Origin of the sequence: Sporocytophaga sp., from assembly GCF_017745095.1 — a bacterium.
GTDB lineage: Bacteria > Bacteroidota > Bacteroidia > Cytophagales > Cytophagaceae > Sporocytophaga.
In genome coordinates this window covers 209,164-232,470 of record NZ_JAGHZZ010000004.1, presented here as the reverse complement: position 1 = coordinate 232,470, position 23,307 = coordinate 209,164, and the positions used below count along the sequence as shown (strand labels likewise).

Annotated in this window: 15 protein-coding genes and 1 riboswitch; of the genes, 7 read left to right on the top strand and 8 right to left on the bottom strand. The window is 37.3% G+C overall.

Going from position 1 to position 23,307, the window contains the following annotated elements:
- Positions 1-29: 29 nt before the first annotated feature.
- Positions 30-225, bottom strand: a riboswitch (cobalamin riboswitch).
- Positions 226-386: 161 nt separating this feature from the next.
- Entirely contained in the window at positions 387-1,055 is a 669-nt protein-coding gene (locus tag J7604_RS07935) for a superoxide dismutase (protein ID WP_293893737.1), read from the top strand.
- A 129-nt stretch (positions 1,056-1,184) separates the two neighbouring features.
- On the opposite strand, the gene J7604_RS07930 is transcribed toward J7604_RS07935, so the two are convergent.
- The 3 genes from J7604_RS07930 to J7604_RS07920 form a co-directional block, all read right to left on the bottom strand.
- Positions 1,185-1,775 carry a hypothetical protein gene (locus J7604_RS07930; protein ID WP_293893734.1) on the bottom strand — a complete coding sequence of 197 codons (591 nt, stop codon included), beginning with the start codon at positions 1,773-1,775 and terminating at the stop codon, positions 1,185-1,187.
- Positions 1,776-1,977: 202 nt separating this feature from the next.
- Positions 1,978-2,628 carry a hypothetical protein gene (locus J7604_RS07925; RefSeq protein WP_293893731.1) on the bottom strand — a complete coding sequence of 217 codons (651 nt, stop codon included), beginning with the start codon at positions 2,626-2,628 and terminating at the stop codon, positions 1,978-1,980.
- Positions 2,629-2,835: 207 nt separating this feature from the next.
- Entirely contained in the window at positions 2,836-4,671 is a 1,836-nt protein-coding gene (locus tag J7604_RS07920) for a glycoside hydrolase family 15 protein (RefSeq protein WP_293893728.1), read from the bottom strand.
- Positions 4,672-4,862: 191 nt separating this feature from the next.
- On the opposite strand from J7604_RS07920, the gene J7604_RS07915 reads away from it, so the two are divergent.
- A complete protein-coding gene (locus tag J7604_RS07915; protein ID WP_293893726.1) occupies positions 4,863-5,510 on the top strand; it encodes a cyclase family protein in 648 nt (215 codons plus the stop codon).
- Positions 5,511-5,516: 6 nt separating this feature from the next.
- Here the strand turns inward: J7604_RS07915 and J7604_RS07910 are convergent, their stop codons facing one another.
- Together J7604_RS07910 and J7604_RS07905 are read right to left on the bottom strand one after the other, a co-directional pair.
- Entirely contained in the window at positions 5,517-5,999 is a 483-nt protein-coding gene (locus J7604_RS07910; protein WP_293893723.1) for a GNAT family N-acetyltransferase, read from the bottom strand.
- A gap of 110 nt (positions 6,000-6,109) precedes the next feature.
- Complete coding sequence (locus J7604_RS07905; protein ID WP_293893720.1) at positions 6,110-7,252, bottom strand: putative sensor domain DACNV-containing protein; 1,143 nt, start codon at positions 7,250-7,252, stop codon at positions 6,110-6,112.
- 593 nt (positions 7,253-7,845) lie between these two features.
- Between J7604_RS07905 and J7604_RS07900 the strand changes: the two genes are divergently transcribed.
- Both J7604_RS07900 and J7604_RS07895 read left to right on the top strand, forming a co-directional pair.
- The gene (locus J7604_RS07900) at positions 7,846-8,901 is read left to right on the top strand and encodes a hypothetical protein (protein WP_293893717.1); all 1,056 of its coding nucleotides are present in this window, start codon (positions 7,846-7,848) and stop codon (positions 8,899-8,901) included.
- 253 nt (positions 8,902-9,154) lie between these two features.
- Complete coding sequence (locus tag J7604_RS07895) at positions 9,155-10,186, top strand: LamG-like jellyroll fold domain-containing protein (protein ID WP_293893714.1); 1,032 nt, start codon at positions 9,155-9,157, stop codon at positions 10,184-10,186.
- A gap of 127 nt (positions 10,187-10,313) precedes the next feature.
- Here the strand turns inward: J7604_RS07895 and J7604_RS07890 are convergent, their stop codons facing one another.
- Entirely contained in the window at positions 10,314-10,532 is a 219-nt protein-coding gene (locus tag J7604_RS07890) for a hypothetical protein (RefSeq protein ID WP_293893711.1), read from the bottom strand.
- Between the two features lie 376 nt (positions 10,533-10,908).
- Between J7604_RS07890 and J7604_RS07885 the strand changes: the two genes are divergently transcribed.
- From J7604_RS07885 to asnA, 3 genes are all read left to right on the top strand, one after another.
- A complete protein-coding gene (locus tag J7604_RS07885; protein WP_293893708.1) occupies positions 10,909-13,734 on the top strand; it encodes a T9SS type A sorting domain-containing protein in 2,826 nt (941 codons plus the stop codon).
- 182 nt (positions 13,735-13,916) lie between these two features.
- Positions 13,917-14,771 carry a hypothetical protein gene (locus J7604_RS07880; protein WP_293893705.1) on the top strand — a complete coding sequence of 285 codons (855 nt, stop codon included), beginning with the start codon at positions 13,917-13,919 and terminating at the stop codon, positions 14,769-14,771.
- Between the two features lie 277 nt (positions 14,772-15,048).
- Positions 15,049-16,089 carry an aspartate--ammonia ligase gene (gene asnA / locus J7604_RS07875; protein ID WP_293893703.1) on the top strand — a complete coding sequence of 347 codons (1,041 nt, stop codon included), beginning with the start codon at positions 15,049-15,051 and terminating at the stop codon, positions 16,087-16,089.
- Positions 16,090-16,218: 129 nt separating this feature from the next.
- On the opposite strand, the gene J7604_RS07870 is transcribed toward asnA, so the two are convergent.
- Both J7604_RS07870 and J7604_RS07865 read right to left on the bottom strand, forming a co-directional pair.
- Positions 16,219-19,566: an Ig-like domain-containing protein gene (locus tag J7604_RS07870; protein WP_293893700.1), complete on the bottom strand. Its 3,348-nt coding sequence runs from the start codon at positions 19,564-19,566 to the stop codon at positions 16,219-16,221.
- 461 nt (positions 19,567-20,027) lie between these two features.
- On the bottom strand, positions 20,028-23,093 hold the full coding sequence (locus J7604_RS07865; protein ID WP_293893697.1) for an Ig-like domain-containing protein: 3,066 nt from the start codon (positions 23,091-23,093) through the stop codon (positions 20,028-20,030).
- Between the last annotated feature and the right edge of the window lie 214 nt (positions 23,094-23,307).

The window sequence follows — 23,307 nt, the reverse complement described above, 5'->3', positions numbered from 1 at the left end:
CATATATCCTTTGCCCTTTCTCCGAAAGCTACGAATGTACAGATTCTGGCAGGTCTTCTGACTCACTTTACTTTTGACGGCCTTCCCATCCATAAAGGACAGTGGCGAGGATGTCAATCGTTTTTACAAAGCTTACAGCAGCGGGAACTGTTCAGGATTTCCACCTGATTCCCTTTTAATTCCGAAGGTGTAGACCACCCGGAAACCAAAACTTGTGACAAATATACTAAATCTATTTTTCTTTTTGATCTTTTTTAAAAATCATAAATTAAAGAGTTACAATAATCATATAATTATCAAACCATTACAACATAGTATCATTAAGTTTATATAAATAAATCTAAAACTTATTATTTTTAGCCAATAATAACCCTAACTCAATCCCTATGAAAAAAATATTGTTAAGCGTTTTAGTATTGTTCGTTTCTACATTAACATTCGCACAATTTACCCTTCCTGCATTGCCTTATGCTTATGAAGCACTGGAACCAAGCTTCGATACACAGACAATGCAAATACATCACGACAAACATCATGATGCATATGTAAAAAACTTAAACAAGGAAGTAACGGCCAATCCTTCTCTCAATGGAAAAACAATTGAAGATATTTGCAAGAATGTAAGCAAGTATAACACAGCAGTAAGAAACAATGGAGGTGGGCATTATAACCATAGCTTGTTCTGGACAGTTCTTTCTCCAAAAGGTGGAGCGCCTGCAGGAGCTCTTTCTGAAGATATCAACAAGACTTTTGGTTCATTTGACAATTTCAAAGCTCAATTCAGCGATTCAGCAAAGACAAGATTTGGATCAGGATGGGCCTGGCTGATTGTGGGTCAAGATGGGAAATTAAAAATCACAACGACTCCAAATCAGGACAATCCTTTGATGGATATTGTAAAAGTTAAAGGAACTCCAGTACTCGCGCTTGATGTATGGGAACATGCTTATTACCTGAAGTATCAGAACAAAAGGCCTGATTATATCACAGCATTCTGGAACATTGTAAACTGGGACGAAGTAAACAGAAGATATACTGAAGCAAAGAAGAAATAAGCTTAAAGCGGAATGCAAAAAGCTTAAAGTTTAAAAACTAAAGTCAAAAAAGAGAAGCTATAGTATTACAGGCTTCTCTTTTTTATTATGGCTCCATAAAAATCTATACTTCCGTGCAATCAGAAAGCTTTAAAATTTTAATCCTACAAAAGCTCTTGGATTAAAATACGATGCTCTATCATGAACCGGATCTTCATCTCTATCAAGATCATCAATAAAAAGAGTACCGAAATTAACTTCAACACCTGCTACAAATTTGTTATATCTGAATTTAATACCCGGAACCCAAAGGGCCCCATAATATAAATACACATATCCCTGATCATCATAGTTAAAAAAATTAAATTTAGCAGTTGGACTAAGGTTAAAGAATAAATCAAATGCTGTATTTTCATCCAGTTTAACTGAAAGCATTGGCCCAAATCTTATGAGGCCAAAGTTTACATCCCAGCCAAAAATATCTTCCCCATCGCAAATACTGGTCGCTATAGTCACCCAACTAAAGTTTGCACCAATAGCAACTTTATTTTTCTTAGAGAATAAAAATTGACTTCCAAACTCGAAAGAAGGTTGTAATCCTTGGTATATTTTACCTCGTCCTAAATAGTCAAGCCGTGGCATACCAATTCCAAAATGCAGGTAAACTCCATCACTAAACATATCCTTGCCTTTAACACGGCTGGTAAGACCAATTAACTGATCTCCTGCAATTGATGACATTGCAATTAAAAAAAATGATAAAACAAAACAGAACCTCTTCATAAGAAACAAAATGAACTCTCAGATTAAAAATAATTTTAATACTAATTTAAAGAAAACAATCAAAAAATGTTAATAAAGGTTATTAAAAGCCACTCTAAAAGAAAAGAGGAAATTGACTTTGTGTCAACTCCCTCTTTTAAATGCTTTTATCTTTTCTTAATTAAAACTTCATTCCTAACAGGATTCTTGGATTCATATAAGATATTTTACCATCCTCAGCATCTGAATTATCTAAATCAACCACTTTAAGACGGCCAAAGCTATTTTCAAAACCAACAGCAAATTTCTTAAATCTGAATTTTACGCCAGGAGTCCATGTAGCTCCATAAAGCAAGGTATTACTTTCAAACTGATTATAAGACCAGAAGTTGTATTTTACTGTTGGATTAAGGTTAAAAAACACGTCAACTGCTATGTTCTCACCAAAGCCTACAGAAGCCATCGGACCAAATCTTAAAAGCCCAAGATTAATATCGTACACATTAAAATCTGCATTTTCAAATTTGTAGGTACTTCCACCTATAGTCAACCAGCTTACGTTCATTCCAAATCCGAAACGGTCGTTCTTAACGAACATCCACTGATTACCTGCCTCCAATGTGAACTGAACGCCTTGACTTTGACGCTTTAATTCTGGAAAATCAACTGATTTATACGACGGGAAACCTATCCCAAGATTCCAATAAAAACCCTTACTGATCATACCATCGTCATTACTCTTTTTACTTGTAAGACCGATCATGTTGTTTCCTCCTGCAAAAGACGAAAAGGTTAGCAGGCATAGTAGAAAAAATAAATAAATTCTTTTCATGATAAATAGAAATTTAATTAATGATAAAATAATTGAATACCGAATTTACGCAATACATTTAAAATCGATCGTCATTTTTATCCCCATTTGCACATACAATCTCTTTATGAACACTTTAAAAATTAAAATTTTTTTTGACAAAAATAAACCGGGCGAATATCTTACGAATTATTCACCCGGCCAATGAGATCAATAGTATGACAAAAACTATCTAACTTCTTCTTCTTCTTTTATTGGCATTGCACTTATACCAATTGTATTTCCGTCATCAATTCCATTAGTTAAAAGATGGGCGGAAGCAATTAAAGCAAGATGAGAGAAAGCCTGCGGAAAGTTACCTACCTGTCGTTTAACGGATGGTTCAAATTCTTCTGCCAGAAGGCCTAAATGATTTCTGAGTGATAGTAATTTATCAAAGAGCTCTTCAGCTTCTTTCTTTCTCCCCACCATAAAATAATTGTCGACCAACCAGAAACTACATGCCAGAAAGGCTCCTTCCGAACCAGGCAGACCATCACCAGCCTTTTGATTTTCGTAGCGAAGAACGAATCCATCTCTTAACAATGTATTCTCTACTGCTTCCACCGTTCCTTTAACTTTGGGATCATCCGCAGGTAAGAAACCATAATGAGGTATAAGTAGCACACTTGCATCAAGCACCTCCACTCCATAAGATTGCGTAAATGCATTAACTCCTTTATGAAACCCACGCTGACTAACTTCCTCATGGATTCTTTCGCGAAGCGTCCTTAAATGCGACAGTAAAGAAGGATCAAACTCTATATCAGGATTTTCATCGATGTATCTGACAACCCTGTCTACCGCTACCCAAGCCATAACCTTAGAATGGGTAAAGTGTCGGCGACCACCTCTCACTTCCCATATTCCATCATCCGGATACTGCCAAATAGTAGTCAAATGATTCACTATTCTTCTTAATGTTCTTGTTGCCTCTTCTTTCCTTGGCATACCCATTTTAGAAGCCAGATACAAGGCATTAAGCACCTCTCCGAAGATATCCAACTGAAACTGATCAGAAGCTGCATTTCCGATATGAACCGGTTTAGAATTTTCATAACCTGGCAAAAAATCTAACTCAAACTCAGTGAGCCTTCGTCCTCCATCAATATTATACATGATCTGTATCTGCTCCGGATCACCTGCAACAGCACGAATCAACCAATCTCTGAAGGCAGTTGCTTCATCTGCATATCCGCATAACATAAGTGCCTGAAGCGTAAGACTTGAGTCTCTTATCCAGCAGAATCGGTAATCCCAGTTACGTACACCTCCAAGTTCTTCTGGTAAAGATGTTGTAGGAGCAGCAACGATACCACCTGTAGGAGCATATATTAATGCTTTGAGGGTTATCAATGAGCGCATTACTGCATCTCTGTATTTTCCCTGGTAAGTACATTTAGAAGACCAGTCAACCCAGAAATTTTCTGTGGCTCTGAATTCTTTTTCAAAATCAAGAGGCTTTGGTGGTTGTAAATTGGACATATACCAGGCCATCTGAAACTCAATGCGATCGCCCTTTTTAACATTAAAATAAGCGCTTACCCCTTTATCATTTCTCTTCATTTCAACGTTACCCCGAAGTACAACAGCATCTGGGCCGGCTATAAGCGTAAACTCTTTGTCTATGCCATCGATCAATGGAGGGTAAGCTCCATAACCGAATTTGACATTAAGAAGCATTTCCATGGATACTTCTCCTTCAATTCCTTCCAAAACTCTGATGATTTCAGAACCATCTTCTGTAAGAGGCATAAATTCTGTCCTTCTGACGATACCTGTATCGCAGATAATGTCTGTTTCAAGGATCAGCGTATCTCCCCTGTACCTTTGCTTAAATTCTTTTACACGAGTAGATGGCCTCAGTGCCCACTGGCCATGCTCATCATAACCTATCAATGATGCAAACATTGCATCTGAGTCAAAACGAGGTGCACAAAGCCAATCTACAGATCCTGTATCTGACACTAGCGCAGATGTTCTCAAATTTCCTATCAAGCCGTAATCCCCTATTCTCGACGCCATATATCTTTTGTTTATACTTAAAACCCTCTCTAACGGAATTAAAATTTTATTTTACATTCAATTCCGCTCCTCAAAACAGAACTCAATGGCATCTTAATTCGTTCTTCCTCGTCATAACCCAGTAAATATCATGTACTAACACACAAAAAATCCCTTCTAAAACTGTCTCACATTTTTCAGGTTAATATTATATGAAGACTATAAACAATTCCAAAAGCTGGACTGATCTATCTGCGCCAGTGACAAACAAAATGGTTCATTGGCCGGGAGAACCTGAAGTTTCCGTTTGTAAACTTTTTGACATGAACAAAGGAGGGCCAGCCAATGTTACGATCCTCTCCATGAGCGCCCATACGGGAACTCATATGGACGCTCCCTTGCATTTCATAAAAAATGGAAAAGATATCTCTATGTTTCCCATTGATATGATGATTGGGCCTGCACGTATCATAGAAATCAAACATGATCGATTTATTCCGCTCGAAGAGGTACAACAACATGAGATCAATCCAAACGAAAGGGTAATATTCAAAACTAAGAACTCCTCCTCTGATTGGCCAAAGCAAGAGTTTAAGAGAGATTACATATATCTTTCCTTAGAAGCAGCCGGTTACCTCAAAGAAAAAAAAGTCTCAGTGGTAGGAGTTGATTACATTTCTGTCGGTGGAAAAGATAATGGAAAGGCTGTGCATGAAATGCTCTTGGGTAATGAAATATGGGTCATTGAAGGTTTATACCTTAACGGAATAAAACCAGGGCTATATGAAATGATATGCATGCCCGTCAAAATAAAGGATTCTGACGGAGCACCTGCAAGAGTCATTGTTAGAAAAATCTAATAGCAGTTAAACGAGGTATTTTACAAATAAAACTCTGTCTTCTCCGTTTCCATCGTAGTCACTAAAAAAATCTACGCCATCAACGGTCTTGTTACTTCCTGGCATTATCTCAAAACCAATTCTCTTGTGAAATGCAATTGAGTTTTTATTAAAGGGAGAGGTTACACAAAAGATTTTTTCTACACCAGCTCCTTGTACCCTTTCAACAAAGAAATCATATAACCTTTTACCTATTTTATAATTCCTATATCCAGGATCAACTCCCACAAAATGTACATAAGCATCCCTATGATCATCCTGACTGAAAAATCCAATGATAAAGCCCAGGACCTTTCCATCGGCAATAGCCACAAAGCCAGTCTCTTTAAAATATTTAAAGAACAAACGAGGAAGCATATTCACCATGGCCCTTCCATCCCACCAGCTGTTCAGATTACTGATGACATATGGATAATCATCGTCTGAAATGTTTCTGAAAGTTATTTCCATATAATAGATTTTATATAAAATTAATTTTAAAAATATTCATTACAACTCAACCATTATTCAGGAGATTGGTCACTCATTCAAATGATCTGAATTTACTTTCACCAATTTACTTACAACAATAATGTATCAATTTTATGGGCCTGAACCACTTCTTCAGTCGGTGACCAGGTAAAAATAGTAAAGTGTCCGTCCTGAGAAGCCACAAAAGCCAGGGCATTTTTCTGATCATATACAAATTGCGCAGCTGAAAGATGTCTTGTTCCACCCGAATTAGATGGGTTAATTATGACGGCTCCGCCACCGACAATCGGTTCGCTCATATATACCTTCTCTACTCTCGCATTACCGACAGACCTTCCTATTTTAGCTCCGAAAGCATAAAGCTCATACTTATCACTGATAATAGTTGCCCCATCCACAGCAGTGAGCCCGGCAAGAGTTTCTACCTCAGTCCGCAATGCTCCCTGCCACATTACTTCCGAACGAACATTCACATCTTTGCTCATGAGATCTGAAAGCCCTAAATAAGGTGGAGATACAGCATATTTAATAGGATGCAGGATTGACTTTCGCCACTCATCATTTATTGAGGGTACTACAAGAAGAGAACCACCATGTCGATGCGCTCTCATAGATACAGCCAGCTGGACCAGTACATTCATCGAATCACTCCAGGAATGAGGAACCGTATAGCCCAAAAGATATTTTAAAAGTTCAGGGCAATCAGGATGGTTCGCACTGTTTTCATCAATAATTTTAATCTGATCTCCAATAAGTACAGCCACATTGGCAAATTTACCAAAACCATGTACCCTTCTGTGTTTGACAACCAATATCCCGGGCTCACTCACGTCGAGAATAAAACAAAGATTTGGAATCTTTAGTGTTGTTCCCCATATAAACAATTGATCATCTTCATACCAAACGCCCAAATGCACTCCTGGCCGTTCTACTCCAAGCGACAATTTGGTAAGGTGATATGCTGTAAAAGCCATTTTCTGTTCAAAGAGAATTGGTATCCCTGCCTGCTCCGGAGGCAAAAAAGCTAATGAAATTTTAGTGGAGTTTCCCTCCTCCCTTCTCAAGCTGGCCCAGAATGCCGTATCAATCATCGTCTCTATCATCTTCACGCTTGGCACTATAGCTAAATTACTATCTCCTCTCATTTGGGCAGCAGAAAGCTGATGAGCAAAATGCTTTTCAATAGTTTTTGCTACTGACGAAGCTGCCTTATATGTAGACTTCTTATTCATATACAATCCTAAAAATCTCTGTTACCTAACTTCAATAAGGTAACAAATTTATAGGTTTCTACTTAAGGCAAATCAATTATCTCCTTAAAATGTAAAAATTGGAGTCCAAAAAGGAAATTTTAAAATCCTAACTTCAAAATTTGAGTCTGAAAATAGGAGTTTTGAATTAATAGCTTCGACTTTAAGTAAAAAGCTCGGAGATTTGAGTTAAAAGACCCCAATTTTGAGCTTAAAGGTTCAAATTTCGAGTCGAAAACTCGGAAGTTCGAGTTAAGAACTCAGGGATTAGAGTCAAAAAGCTCGGAGATTTGAGTTAAAGGCTCGGAGGTTTGAGGTAAAAGCTCGGGGATTCGGGTTAGCTTCCTCTGCCAGGATACAAATTTTGAATCTTGAATGAAAAGTGGTAACAGAAAGACAATTGGAGCAAAGCGAATGGTTGAGAAGATGTGACTCCCAGGACGTATGTTTTGAATTATAGTTTAGAAGGATCACCCCATCAGGCCTTCTTTTTTTAAAACAGTAGCAATAATAGTCCTGCTGATTTAAAAAATTATTTTCTTACTGCTACCTTGTCAAAATGAATCCAATCTCTAATGAATAACATAAAATCTAAATTAACCCTATTCTTTTTTTTGATGACAACTATTATTGGGTGTAAAAATTCCGATAGAATCAGAGAAGATAAACAGATTGAATCTAACAAAGATATAGTTCGGCTTAACGGCAACGATTATGATTTGAGTGAGATAAGAAAAGATACCATAAGGCTTGATATAGATTTCATTAATAGACAAAGTGCTCTTCTGGATGATGATGAGGAAGCGAGTTCCTTGAGCCAATTAATTTCTGGATATTCTTTTGATGGAAAATTTATTTATTTCATTAGTTCGAATCTTGACGATCACGATAATGATGATTTAGTTTTAAATAAATTTGATCAAGATTTAGGTCATATAGTTTCTTCCATTTCCATTAATAATCTTATTGAAAGGCAATCTCCTTGTGGTTCTGATAAATTTGATAATTCTTCAGGTTGTCAAGTACATAGATTTTTGATTTCATCACCTGAAAATGTTTCTATAGCTACAATGGGAAAGGGATATGGGGTTACAATATTCAATCATGATCTAGTAAAGCAGCATGAATTAAGTTTAAAATTTGACACAAGAACAATCGATTTTATTAATAATTTAATTTCAAATTCCTATTATTCCGATAGTACTATGTTAATAAATTCGGTTGAAGGGCTTCTGGCAATCAAGGACTCAAGCGTTATGTTATTAGATAGCAATGCTATTTGTGATATTAAGACAGGAGAGATCTTTGAAGTAAAGAGAAATTTAGAATCTTCTTCAGTAAGTATCTTTCAGAATGATTCGCTTGTTTTAAGTTATAAATCATTACCAGACGATATTAGTTTGTGCAACAAAAATGTTTATTTTTGGACTTATGCTGGGAACGATAGTTATGATCTCTTACTTGTAAATTTGTTTAGTGGTCAAATCCGCCTTCATAAAATTTTTCTGCCTCATTCTATTGGCCCGTTTGAATTTAAATTTTCTCCTTATTCAAAAGGTGTATTTTGTAATTTAGAATATGAAGATAGGGGGAATAGATCCACTAGTTGTTTTTTCTTAAAGCTGGATTAAGTAATATAATAAGGTGCCGTCGTTAAATCGATGGCACCTATATAATGTGATATATTTTTTAACCTCCCCATATATGAAAATCAGGAAACTTCTTTGGCTACCCCACGTTTGAGATATCCATGAACTTTTTGAAGGCCCATATTTAATTAACGACTATAATTCTTTCTATAACAATAAAGGAATGATTTTCAATTATACATACTATATCACTTTAATTACTTAACTAGTATTCAATACATTTAATATTAAAAGCATGAAGAAACTTTTACTATCATTGTCACTTTTAGTAGGCGCATTAACAACCAATGCCCAATCTCTTAATTTTGATGGAATCGATGACTATGTTCAGACAGACAATGCTATCACCATTAGCAACCCTTCAACTATAGAAGCATGGGTAAAGATAAACACCCCTAGGGATTGGGACGGAATTGTTACAAGTTCAACAGTAGAAACTGATAATAGTGCCCCATTTATACAGCTTACAATGAATCCCGAAGGGATGCTAAGGTACGAGATCCATGCAATTCCGATTTCTGAAGGATTACCTGTAACAAAATCTTATTTGGGAACAACCGAGCTGGCCGGTGCGTGGCATCACGTTGCTGTGAGCCTCGATGGAGCAAATATAAAGGTATATATTGATGGCATTATTGAAGGTGAATATACCGATGAGGACCTTCTTCTTTTGAGTGAAAATCCAGTAGTAAGCCCTCTCTTGATGGGAGCAGAAAGGAACCTGAATAACTTTCTTGACGGAACAATGGATGAAGTAAAGATCTGGAATGCAAGTCGTACTGAAGCTCAAATTCAGGAAGATATGAATTACAAGCCTGCGATACCACAAGAAGATTTAATTGCTTACTATGATTTCAATGATGGAAACCCTAACGAAAGTAATACCGAAAATACAACTTTGACTGACCTTTCCGGAAATGAGAATAATGGTACTTTAAATTATTTCGCACTTTCAGGTTCATCTTCAAACTGGACAGATGATTCAGGGAAAGGTACTTTAATAACAGGCAATACCTCATCTATGGGTAATCAAGCTATCAGCATACATCCTAATCCTGCAACTGATGTAATCTACCTACAAAAAGACATAGCACTTGAAAATGCTACTATTGAAATATATGATATGACAGGACAAAAGGTATTATCAAAGAATATACAGGACAATCTATCAAACATAAACCTAAGCAATTTGCATAATTCAGTTTACCAGATACGTGTTTTAAACAATGGTAATGTTATTTATCAAAACAAGGTGGTAAAACAATAACAATCACTCTTATCTATTTTCAAATAAAAAAGGATCGCATTGAAGTGTGATCCTTTTTATTTGAAACACAATCATAAAATCTTCAATTAACCCTTTCCCAAACCTTCCCTTCTCTGTTTTTTTAGCTTTAATATCCAGAATCTTTGTGATAGTAAACATATTGCAAATCGCCCCATTTCGATCCCATTCCCAAAAGAAAAACGTCTCTATATTGCTTTCCATTTACTGTTAATGTATCCAAACATGATAGTATCTCTTCCCCATTGCATGGATCAGTAAAATAATTAAAACTAACAGATGAACTTATACTCGTACCAAAAATTGTATTGAAAAATATTATCCTCAAGTCTATCGCGGTTATTTTCTGTGTAAGCATCCACCTCAATAAACCCTCCACTTTGGAAAAATCGACAAGCAGTTTTATCTACGACATTCCGACGTTCCGAGTTAAAGACATAAATAAGGTATGAAAAAAACAGTCCGACAAACCCTCCTTTTATTAAAGAAACAATACAGTGTAACATATAATATCTGAACACAACAAAACAATTATCCAGAGCAAAAATGTAAAATTAAATTTGTTTAAATACTCCTATCAATTTTTCTACACCCTAACAAAATAAGGATGTCCCTTATTACAAAATTGAAATTAAAATTATATTAAAAACACATAAACACGCTCTAATGCTTCCTGTTATACATCCATATATCACACTTCAACCATGTTAAACCCATTCAAATTTGACAAAAAAATTGTACTTCTATATGTATTTTTCTATGCTATAACTATACATACAAATATATATGGACAAAGCTTTTCTTTCAGTAATCTAAAAGGAGTTACTGTATTAAACCCTACGTCATTACAGTTTGGACCAGATGGAAAATTATATGTCAGTCAGCAAGACGGTATTGTCCAGGTTTTTACCATCCAAAAGAATGGCCCTAAAGACTATACTGCTATTGCAACCGAAAAAATAGATCTAGTAAAAAAAATCCCCAACCATAATGATGATGGTCAGCTCTTAGTTCAAACAGCTAGTAAACGTCAAGTTACAGGTTTATTAGTTGCAGGCACAGCAGACTCTCCATTGATTTATGTCACCTCTAGTGACTATAGAATGGGAGCAGCCTCGGCAGGAGATATGAATCTCTGCACCAATTCAGGAATATTATCTAAGCTTTATAAAGAAGGAAATGTCTGGAAAAAGATTGACCTTGTAAGAGGACTACCAAGATCAGAAGAAAATCATGCTCCTAATGGCATGCAACTTTATAATGGAAAAATAATCATGATTGTGGGAGGCTTTACAAATGCGGGAGCTCCATCAATGACTTTTACCTACATCGGAGAATATGCCCTATCTGCAGCTGTATTATCAATCGACCTGAATGCAATAGAAGCTATGCCACTTAAAGTCGATGAAAGTGGCCAGAACCCATATAGATATGACATTCCCACACTTGATGACCCAACCAGACCCAACAAACCTGATGGAACTGATGTGAATGATCCTTGGGGAGGAAACAACGGACTCAACCAGGCAAAGATTGTCCCTAATGGTCCGGTAAAAATATTTGCAACAGGTTTCAGAGCTGCTTATGATATTTTAATAACAACATCCGCTACAAGAAAAGGTAGAATATACAGCATAGATAATGGTGCCAATAGAACATGGGGAGGCTCTCCTGTGCTGGAGCCCGACGGAGTTTCATATACTAATAAATACCCTGATGGTGAGCCTGGATCAAGTTCTGTAGAAAATCTGGACGGATTGGAATACATTGGACATGTTGACAGTTATATTCCCGGATCATATTACGCAGGGCATCCGAACCCTATAAGAGCCAACCCGAAAAATGCAGGATGGCATTCTGTATATGGAGATCATAAAGGATGGAGAAATGACAATTCGGATACAAGTCTTCCCTTACCTATTGACTGGCCTCCTGTACCTTTAGATATGGCTAATCCCCAAGAAGGTGAGTTTTACAATCCGGGCACAGCTAAAGATAAAGGACTAATCTACTTCAACACTTCTACAAACGGTCTATGTGAATACACTTACACTAAAAATCCCCTTTACGGTGATATTCTTGCAGCTTGCTTCGATGGCACAATAGCTCGGATAAAGCTTGATGATGCGGGCAATGTATTAAATAGTAAAACAGCAAACCGAGTTAATCTTGACAAGCCTTTCGCTAGCGGATTCGGAGACAAACCTCTGGATATAATTGCTCAGGGTGACGATGAGCCTTTTGAAGGGACAGTATGGATTGCAACATACGGATCTCACACCATTACAATTCTTGAACCGGAAGATGTCGTTTGTACAGGAGATACAACTGACCACGTCTTAGACGATGATAAAGACGGCTTCTCAAACTATGAAGAAAATATTAGCGGAACAGATCCATGCAATGCTGTTGACAAACCATCTGATACCGACAATGACGGAATAAGCGACAACTATGATGAAGATGATGACAATGATAACGTCAAAGATATTCTTGACATATACGCTTTAGATTCTCAAAATGGTCTCACGACAACTATCCCTACCCATTATAACCTATTTAATAATGATCCAGGTACAGGATTATTTGGATTAGGTTTTACAGGACTTATGAGCAACGGAAAAGATGCATACAACAAACTCTTCGATCCGGATAAAATAGTCGCTGGTGGAGCTGTTGGTGCATTAACAGTTGAAGAGATTCCAGAAGGTGATGCTGCTGGCCTGCTCAATACACAAAAATATGCATTCCAGTTCGGAGTCAATGTTGACAAGAATACCGGGCCATTCATAATTAAAGCAGGTATTTTACCGAATTACTTTAATGGCGGTAATCCGGCAGACTACCAATCACATGGTGCCTTTATGGGATATGGGGATCAGGATAATTATATAAAAATAGTTTATAATTCCAACGGAGGTAAAGGAGGTATACAAGTATTGAGAGAAGCAAATGGTATAAGCGATTCCCTTCAGAAAGACCTTCCCGAAGGAGGCGTACAATCAAAGATTATTATTTTCTATTTCGCAGTGGATCCATCATCAGGCATAGTATTTCCCAAATATGAAGTTGACAAAAAGATCTATAGCTTTGATCCTATTAAAGCAACAGGCAAACTGCTCGGTTCAATTCAAAAAAGTGATACAGCTCTTGCTGTAGGGATTATTGCAACATCAAATGGATCAGGAAAAACTTTCAGTGCAACATGGGACTATATAGAAGTCGTACCAGGGATTGTTTCTTCAATATCACAATGGCATGATGGAAATAAATCAATCAATATCAACTTATACCCTAACCCTTCTAGAGATTTAGTTAACTTAAATATTAATGAAGAAGGTGGTAAAAAATATACAATAAAGATATACAACAATTTAAGTCAGATGATATCAGAGAAAGCAATTTACTTTGATTCTAATTCAAAAGATTATTCTATAACTGTTTCCGACTATCCTGATGGTGTTTATTACTTCCAGATTATACCTGAAGGTGCTGATCACTCTGCAACACTCAAATTCATTAAAAATTAAATATAATATAAGAGGCATGCTTTTGCGACATGCCTCTTATATTTCTCATCCAATACTTTTAAGTTCCATTTTTTATTTCTTTTCAAAAACCTTATATATTTTATTAAGCCCAAATTCAAAACATCAAACTAAGATTTTGATTTTTAGGTTTTAAAATTAAAAGGAAAGCAAAAGGAGGGTATATGATTACGGATGTTAGTGAGTTAATTCAAAGAGTATCTCCTACAAAGGAAGAAATCAGAGATTCGGTAGCTTATTTTGATGAAAAAATTTCAAAAGAGTTCAAACAGAAAGCAGAAACAGAAGAGAAACGAGCACATCTCGTTACTAAGATTTCAGAACCATATAAAACTCCAATTATTGATAATATGGAACTGAGTTCTCCTGATTTTAAATCTTTGAAAGAACTGGCCCTTAACGAACACGAACTACACCGCTTAAATCTAAAAGAAGAACATACTGATGTAGAAGAAAGAGCCCGATACATGCTGAGAATTGATGAGCGATATAACATTATGGGGCCACCCTATGATGTAGATTGGACAAGCGGCGCTGTGGGGTATGCGCATCAGAACATAGGAGAATTCGGGATAACACCATTTAACGGTCAGGTAGCTGCAGCTATCGGAATATTTATATCTCCATTACAAAATGTCATAGGACGCTTTACTGCGTATGTTCCCATTACTTTCTCCTGGTTTAGCTGGATCATAAACAGCGGCTATTCGAGCACTAACGGAGGAATAGGAGTTATGATTTATGATGTTAAATCTGGTCAACCTCTTCTGGACAACAGAGCTAAATTATGGAACAATACATTGGTAGGAGCTGGCTTTGAGAATGAATCTGAATCCACCACTTATCTTAGCAGTACATCTGCAGCTGAAAGTTATTTTGCAATGACAGAAGGTGATACTTATCTGGTATGGATTTGGTGCTGGGGTGAAGCAAAATATATAGGAAGTCCTGCTTTATCCATGGCATCTATTGCAGGTAGAATTCCATTTGTCGCAGTACAATCCTGGCCTACCAGATAATTTCCTTAAATATCAAATTGAATCAAATTTCAATTCTCAGCCTAATAATCCTGAAATACAAGGAATAGCAATATCATTGCCATTGCTATTCCACTTTTACATCAGATTTTAATCTGTTTTTTTGTCAGCCACAAAACTCATTTTTTTTCAAATGTGTTACTACCAATAGAATATAAAACACTAACCCTATCAGTATAAACCCTGAGCAAGGACAAAAATTAAGTATGCGTATAAAAGCATAAGAATTTATACTTTTACATTGCTATAAAATAACACAATGCTGAATCACCTTTTTATACCCAAAAACTACGATCCAATCCTTAATCTTAAAAAGACAGAAAAAGCTATCAAGCTTATCAAGGATACTTTTGAACATCAGTTAGCCTCTGAACTAAGACTCAGAAGGGTTACGGCTCCATTGTTCGTTCTTAAAGGAACGGGCATTAACGATGACCTGAATGGAATTGAAAGGCCTGTTACCTTTCCGATAAAATTCATGAAAGAAACTCCTGCTGAAATCGTTCATTCCCTTGCGAAATGGAAAAGGATGATGCTGGCTAAATTGGAGTTCCCTACAGGCTTCGGACTTTATACTGATATGAACGCCATCCGTCCGGATGAAGATCTTGACAATATTCACTCTCTTTATGTTGACCAATGGGACTGGGAAAGGGTGATGTCGGACAACGAAAGAAGTATCAATTTTCTAAAGAAGACAGTTACGCAGATTTATACTGCAATGAAGCGTACAGAATATCTGCTATGCGAAGAATATCCAGAATTAAATCCGGAACTTCCTGAGCATATTCACTTTATTCATAGCGAAGAGTTACTGGAAAAATATCCCGACTTAAGCTCTAAAGAAAAAGAAGACAGAATTGCAAAGGAGTATGGAGCTGTTTTTATTATTGGAATTGGAGGAGCATTAAAGAATGGTCAGAAACACGACGGAAGAGCTCCAGACTACGACGATTGGAGCTCAGACTCTGAAAACGGATTCAAAGGACTAAATGGAGACATTGTTGTCTGGAACTCAGTACTGCAAAGATCTTTTGAATTATCTTCAATGGGTATCAGAGTAAATAAGACAGCATTGAAAAAGCAATTGGAGATTGCCGGCTGTGAGAACCGAGCAGACCTCATGTGGCACAAAATGCTTCTTAACGGAGAACTTCCACAAAGTATCGGAGGTGGAATAGGTCAGTCAAGACTATGTATGTATCTTTTAAAGAAAGCACATATAGGCGAAGTTCAATCAAGTATATGGCCTGACGAGATGGTTGGGGAATGCAGAAAACATAATATCAATATTATATAAAAAGATATTAGAGAAAAAGAAAGCCCCATATATTGGGGATTTTCTTTTTCTCAATTCTAAAGATATATAAAAGTAAAGCCACTGATACCAGTGGCTTACTTATTTAAAAAAATCCCCCTTAAAATATAATTATAACTTTTGTAATCTTATTACCTCAACTTTTCCTGAAGAATAAACTATAGTTAAAGTATACAAGCCAGTATCAAGAGAGCTTCCGAATTCTAATTGATCTCCCTTTATCACTTTTCCATATCTGAACACTTCAATTCCATTAGAATTAGATACTAATAAAGTCTCAATATCGTCAGGAGCAGTTAAATTGAAAGTTCCTATAGATGGATTAGGTCCTACCGGAGCTATGGATTCTGTTCGTAATGAACGGGTAGCTGGAGCAGCACAAACATCTATTTTTTTGCAATAAGAAGCATAGTAAGGAGCGATGTTATAGCTAATCCCAACACAAACATCTCCACCGGTATAGTGTTCTCCTGTTTCAAGATTTGCTTTATAAGCAGTTCCTGATTCTGCGTTTAAGCTCTTACTATAACCATTTGTCCACCATGAGTATGCCGTTGCTCCATTTCTTAATGAAGAACTTACTTCTAAAGAAATTGTCGTATTAGGCACACTGCAAGAAGGACCAGTAATACTTTCCTGAGAGTTGTTAATTGATTTCACGTTGATAGAAACAGCAGAAGAAGTAGTTGAAGCTCCCTGATTATCAGTAGCCTTAGCAGTAATATTATAAACGCCTGCAGCAAGATTTGTCCAGAAGAACGAATAAGGAGCTGTAATATCAGTTGCTACTAACATTGAGCCATTGAAGAATTCTACCTTTGTTACAGAACCATCACTATCACTAGCTGATGCTGACAAGGTAATAGTTGCCGGTGCTGTATAATCTTCATTAGAAGGAGGTGAGGTCAAACTAACAGAAGGAGGCATATTCTGAGTAGCATTGCATTGCCCAGCTATTATATTTTCAGAAGCAAATGTAAGTTCATCAATATTAGGACCTCCGTTTTCTGTTAAAGAAGTTAATGTTATCAAATTATTTCCTTGAGAGACTGGAACCTGAACTACCGCTGTATTCCAAGTTGTCCATGCACCTGTTCCCGCAAAACTTACTGAAGCTATCTGAGTAACGCCATTTACACTAAGGGACATAGTTCTATTTGCAGTTGTACCGTTTGCAAAACGTATAGTCAGACTAATATTCCCAGCAGCAGTAGCTGATATTGCCCAGGTTGCTTTGCTACCTATGACATTATTAACATTTGCATAACCAGTACCATTAAATCCAGTATTGGTATTTTCATTTGAAACTCCATCCACTGAACAAGCTGACTCCCCTTGCAATTTGAATGAAGCGACCGGAGTAGAACTTACAGTTACTGATACGGCAGTTGAAGTAGCCGTTCCACCAGCATTATCCGTAGCAACTGCAGTAATCGAATAAGAACCTGCTGCTACATTTGTCCAGCTAAAGGAATAAGGAGCTGCAGCATCAGTGCCGATCAGAGTAGTTCCATTGTAGAAAGAGACAGAACTTATTGTTCCGTCAGAATCACTGGCACTAGCCGATATATTGATAGATGCAGGGGCAAGATAATTTGCATTAGTAACGGGAGCTGTTAATGTAACAGTCGGTAATTGATTTTGGGGGTTCTGAGCTCCTACAATAGTAATATTCGGCTTTGCAGGTTCTGCCATTTTATCTCCTAGAAAAAAGCTTACGTGAGGAGGCTGATTATAAGCACCGTTTTGCCAAGCCAATGCTACCCTATATTGTGGATCGTGCACTAACGTTCTGATCTTGTAGTTGCTAGGAATATTCGTTGTATAAATTCTTAATGCTTTGTTATCTGAGGTACGAAATATTACTTCTTCCCTCCAATCACCTAGGATATCACCGCTTAAGCAAGGATTTGACTTGGTTCCATTGTTTGATGCACAACCAGAAGCGCTTAACAACGTACTTCCCTGGTACTTGCTAATTGAAGTACCATTTAACAGCTCTCTAAGCAAGTCTCCATCCCACCATGATAGAAAGTTGCAAGAAGAAGGGGTTGGCAAACCTGTTCTTTGACCTTTGGTATTGAATACACCGGTTACCCCAGCACCTGCTGCCCATGATTCAGCACCAGGAGATGATGCAGAGATATCAGCACAAACTCCTCTTGCCGGACCTTCACCATCGGAACCTGCCGCTACAGAAGGAATGGCCCATACCATCTTTTTATTTGTAGCGTTATACATATAAATACCTTCATCATCAAACCTTTCCTGAATATTTACAACTTCAATACCTGGCGTTGAAGGATCAAAATCAGAAACATGTCCTGCATCACCATGTCCATTACCAGTTGTATAAAACGGTTTGCCATCATCATCAATTACAGCTGCACCTGATATGATTTCTTGCTTACCATCATTATCAACATCAGCAACACTTAAGCTGTGGTTGCCCTGGCCAGCATAAGCTCCATTGCCGGAATTGTTACTATCAAAAGTCCATCTGTTGGTTAGTTTACCATCTCTCCAGTCCCAGGCTGCCATTACTAGTCTTGTATAGTAGCCTCTTCCGAAAAGAGCTGTAGGTCTTTTCCCATCAAGATATGCCACTCCAACTCTAAATCGGTCAACACGATTTCCATATGTATCTCCCCATGAGCCTACATTTCCTCTTGCAGGAACATAATTGGCCGTTGCCATTGCAGCTCCAGTAAGTCCATTAAAAACAGTAAGATATTCAGGACCGGTCAATATATATCCACCACTGTTTCTATAATCTGCATTGGCATTTCCGATTACTTTACCTGTACCATCAACCGTTGCGTCAGCAGTTTTACACATGAACTCTGCTTTACCATCACCATCAAAATCATAAAAAGCCATTTGAGTATAGTGTGCACCGGCTCTGATATTTCTTCCAAGATTAATCCTCCATAGTCTTGTACCATTCATTCTGTAACAATCAATATATACGTTATCGGTTACTCCAGACTGAGAATTATCTTTGGCATTTGAAGGATCCCACTTTAATAAAATTTCGTAAATACCATCTCCATCTACGTCAGCAATACTGCAATCATTAGCATTATAGGAACCTGATGGAGCTTGTATCGGAACAGATAAGTAGTTCTGCCCCCATGTTGACACAGTTTCTGATGCAGCTTGTTCTATGCCACCGACAACAGCTTTTACATTGTATTGGGAATTTGCTGGAGCACCATTATCTGTGTAGTTCGTAACAGTTAACGGAGTTGTGTTTACCTTTGTACCATTTCGATACAAGTTAAATGTAATATTATCTTCTGTTCCGAGCCATCGCCAGCTAACAAAATTATTGTTACCAGAACGAACAGAAACTACTCCTCTATTAAGTTTCTCCATTGCATATTGGCCTCTTGAATAAAAGGGCAGTATGGATAACCATAGTAGAAAAATGACTTTTGAAAGTTGTGTTTTTTTCATGATGCTAAGTTTAATTAATACCAAACAAAACCTTTTCTAAAAGTCAACAGCATAAATAATAGCCTAGGAAAAAATATATACTGTTTACTTTTTTCAGTTTCTAGTGTAGTATACAATTCGCCAAATTGGAAGGTGAACATTTTTTATTTAAAAAATTTTATTCAGCTATCAATATTGATAGCATAATTTTAAAATGACTTAATGAATGATATATATATGCTTAAGCAGTGTTTCTTATCACAAGGAAGAAGTAGCTAGATATAGTCACATGGGATGCATTTCATGGCCTATTAAAAATAAATCAGACTAGCAATAATATTATCGGTAACAATTGTCATTATTAATAAACATCATAGAATGATTTTACAATGTACAAATAAAAAGAGGCTGCCCTTTTAAGACAACCTCTTTTATTTATAATGTGAGAGAAGGTATTAACAAAACATATTCTTCACTATTCATTATTTCACTTTTTGCAATTTTATAACTTCAACTTTCCCTGAAGAATGAACAACAGATGCAATATAGAGACCAGATTCCAACCCTGCTCCAAATCTAAGCTGAGCTCCATCTTCTACCCTTCCAGAACTAAAAACAACAGTTCCGTTGGAATTAATAACTATTAAAGACTCTACACTCTCGGCCGCGGTAAGAATGAAATTATTCTCTGAAGGATTCGGTCCGATAAGAACACCGTTACTATTCGTGTAGTCTATGGAAGTAATAACAGGATTTACTATGATCGTCTTTGGCGAACTTGTAGTCACTGCCCCTTGATTGTCGGTTGCTTTAGCTGTTATAATATAAGTACCAGCAGCAACGTTCGTCCAGGAAAATTCATAAGGAGCAGTGGGAATTGAACTTAGCAGCTCTGAACCATTATAGAATTCTACTTTACTTACAGAACCATCACTATCTATTGCAGTAGCACTAAGATTTATATTTGCAGGAGCTGTATATTCTCCGCCGTCTACAGGATGTGTAATATTTATAGATGGAAGTAGATTAGCAGGAGTAGTAATACATTGTCCCTCCGATATATTTTCTGAGGCTAACACTAATTCATCTATATTCGGTCCGCCATCAGCTGTTAGAGATGCTAATGTTATTATATTATTTCCCTGGGAAACAGAAATCTGCACGACTGCTGTATTCCAGGTTGTCCATGTTCCTGTACCGGCAAAGTTCTGTGAAGCAACTTGAGTAACGCCATTTACTGCTACAGACATGGTTCTGTTTACCGTTGTTCCATTTGCAAAACGGATTGTCAGGCTTACATTACCAGCTGCACTTGCAGACACTGCCCAAGTAGCTTTGCTTCCTATAGCATTATTGACATTTGCATAACCAGTGCCATAAAAACCTGTATTTGTATTTTCATTTAATACACCATCTACAGAACATGCTGCTTCTCCTTGAACTTTAAATGACGGGGTAGAATCCACAATCACAGTTACAGGACCTGAAGTGGCAGTTGCTCCAGCATTATCTGTAGCAACTGCAGTTATCGAATAAGTACCAGCTGCTACATTTGTCCAGTTAAAGGAATAAGGAGCTGTAGCATCTGTACCAATTAAAGTAGCGCCGTGATAGAAAGCTACAGAGGATATAGTTCCGTCAGCATCATTGGCAGTAGCAGCAATACTGATGGAAGCTGGTGCAAGATAACTTGCATTATTTAAAGGAGCTGTCAACGAGACAGTTGGAATTTGATTTGGAGGATCAAGGGATCCAACAATAGTAATAACAGGTTTAACAGGTTCCTCCATTTTATCACCCAAAAAGAAGCTTACATGCGGCGGCTGATTATAAGCACTATTTTGAGATGCCAAAGCTACCCTGTATTGAGCATCATGCACAAGAGTTCTAAATTTATACGTGGAAGGAATATTGGTTGTATAAATTCGTAAAGCAGTGTTATCAGAAGTTCTGAAAATCACCTCTTCACGCCAATCTCCTATAATATCACCACTTATACATGGGGTTGATTTAGTTCCATTATTTGACGCACAGCCCGTCGCACTAAGAAGAGTATTTCCTTGATATTTGCTAATTGACGTTTTATCAAGCAACTCTCTTAACAAATCTCCATCCCACCAAGCAAGAAAGTTGCAAGATGAAGGAGTTGCCAATCCCGTTCTTTCACCTTTCGTATTAAAAACACCAGTAATGCCGGCACCTGCAGCCCAGGACTCCGCACCAGGAGAAGAAGCTGAAATATCAGCACATACACCTCTACCCGGACCTTCTCCATCACTTCCTGCAGCCACTGATGGTATTGCCCAAAGAACCTTTTTACCAGTAGCACTGTACATATAAATTCCTTGCTTATCAAATCTCTCCTGAATGTTTACCACTTCAATGCCAGGTACAGAAGGATCGAAATCTGAGACATGCAAAGCATCTCCATGACCATAGCCTGTAGTATAGTAAGGCTTACCATCATCATCAATGATAGCTGCACCAGAAATAATTTCCTGTTTTCCATCATTATCGACATCAGCAACGCTTAAACTATGATCCCCTTGACCATTGTAACCACTATTAGAATTACCATCAAATGTCCATCTGTTTGTAAGTTTCCCATCACGCCAGTCCCAGGCAGCTAGTACAAGTCTTGTATAATAACCTCTGCCAAATATGGCAGATGGCCTTTTCCCATCTAAATATGCAACACCTGACCTAAAACGGTCGACACGGTTTCCGTAACTATCTCCCCAACTTGACACAGTACCTCTTGCAGGAATATAATTTGATGTTGCCATTGCAGCTCCTGTAAGACCATTAAATACTGTTATAAATTCAGGACCTGTTAATATATATCCGTCGGCATTTCTATAATCTGCATTGGCATTTCCAATTACCTTACCCGTTCCGTCAATTGTGGCGTCAGCAGTTTTACACATAAATTCAGCTTTCCCGTCACCATCAAAATCATAAAATGCTAATTGTGTATAATGAGCCCCTGCTCTGATGTTTCTTCCCAGATTAATTCTCCATAGTCTTGTACCATTCAATCGGTAGCAGTCTATAAATACATTATCAGTTACGCCAGCTTGCGAGTTATCTTTTGCATTAGCCGGATCCCATTTTAAAAGAATTTCATAAACACCGTCACCATCCACATCTCCAATACTACAGTCATTAGCGCTATAGGTGCCCGATGGTGCCTGGATCGGCACAGATAAGTAATTCTGCCCCCACGTAGCTACTGTTTCTGATGCAGCTTGTTCTACACCACCGACAACAGGTTTTACATTGTATTGAGCATTTGCAGGAGCACCTTTATCTGTATAATTCGTAACTGTTAATGGAGCGGTGTTTACCTTAGTACCATTTCGATACAGGTTGAATGTTATATTATCTTCTGTCCCCAGCCAACGCCAGCTAACAAAGTTATTGCTACCCGAACGAACAGAAACAACTCCCCTATTGAGTTTCTCCATTGCATATTGCCCCTTGGAATAAAAGGGCAATATTGACAGCCACAGTAGAAAAATGATTTTTGAAAGTTGAGTTCTTTTCATAAAATAAAGTTTAATTAATACCAAACAAAACCTTTTTTAGAAGTCAACAGTATAAACAATAGCCTAGGAAAAATATATACTGTTTACCTTTTTCAGTTTCTTGAGTAGTATACAATTCGACAAATCGGAAGGTGAACAATTATCATTTAAAAAAATTTATACAATAAAAAAGCTATCCATAAGGATAGCTTTTTTATTGTATCTTTAATACTGA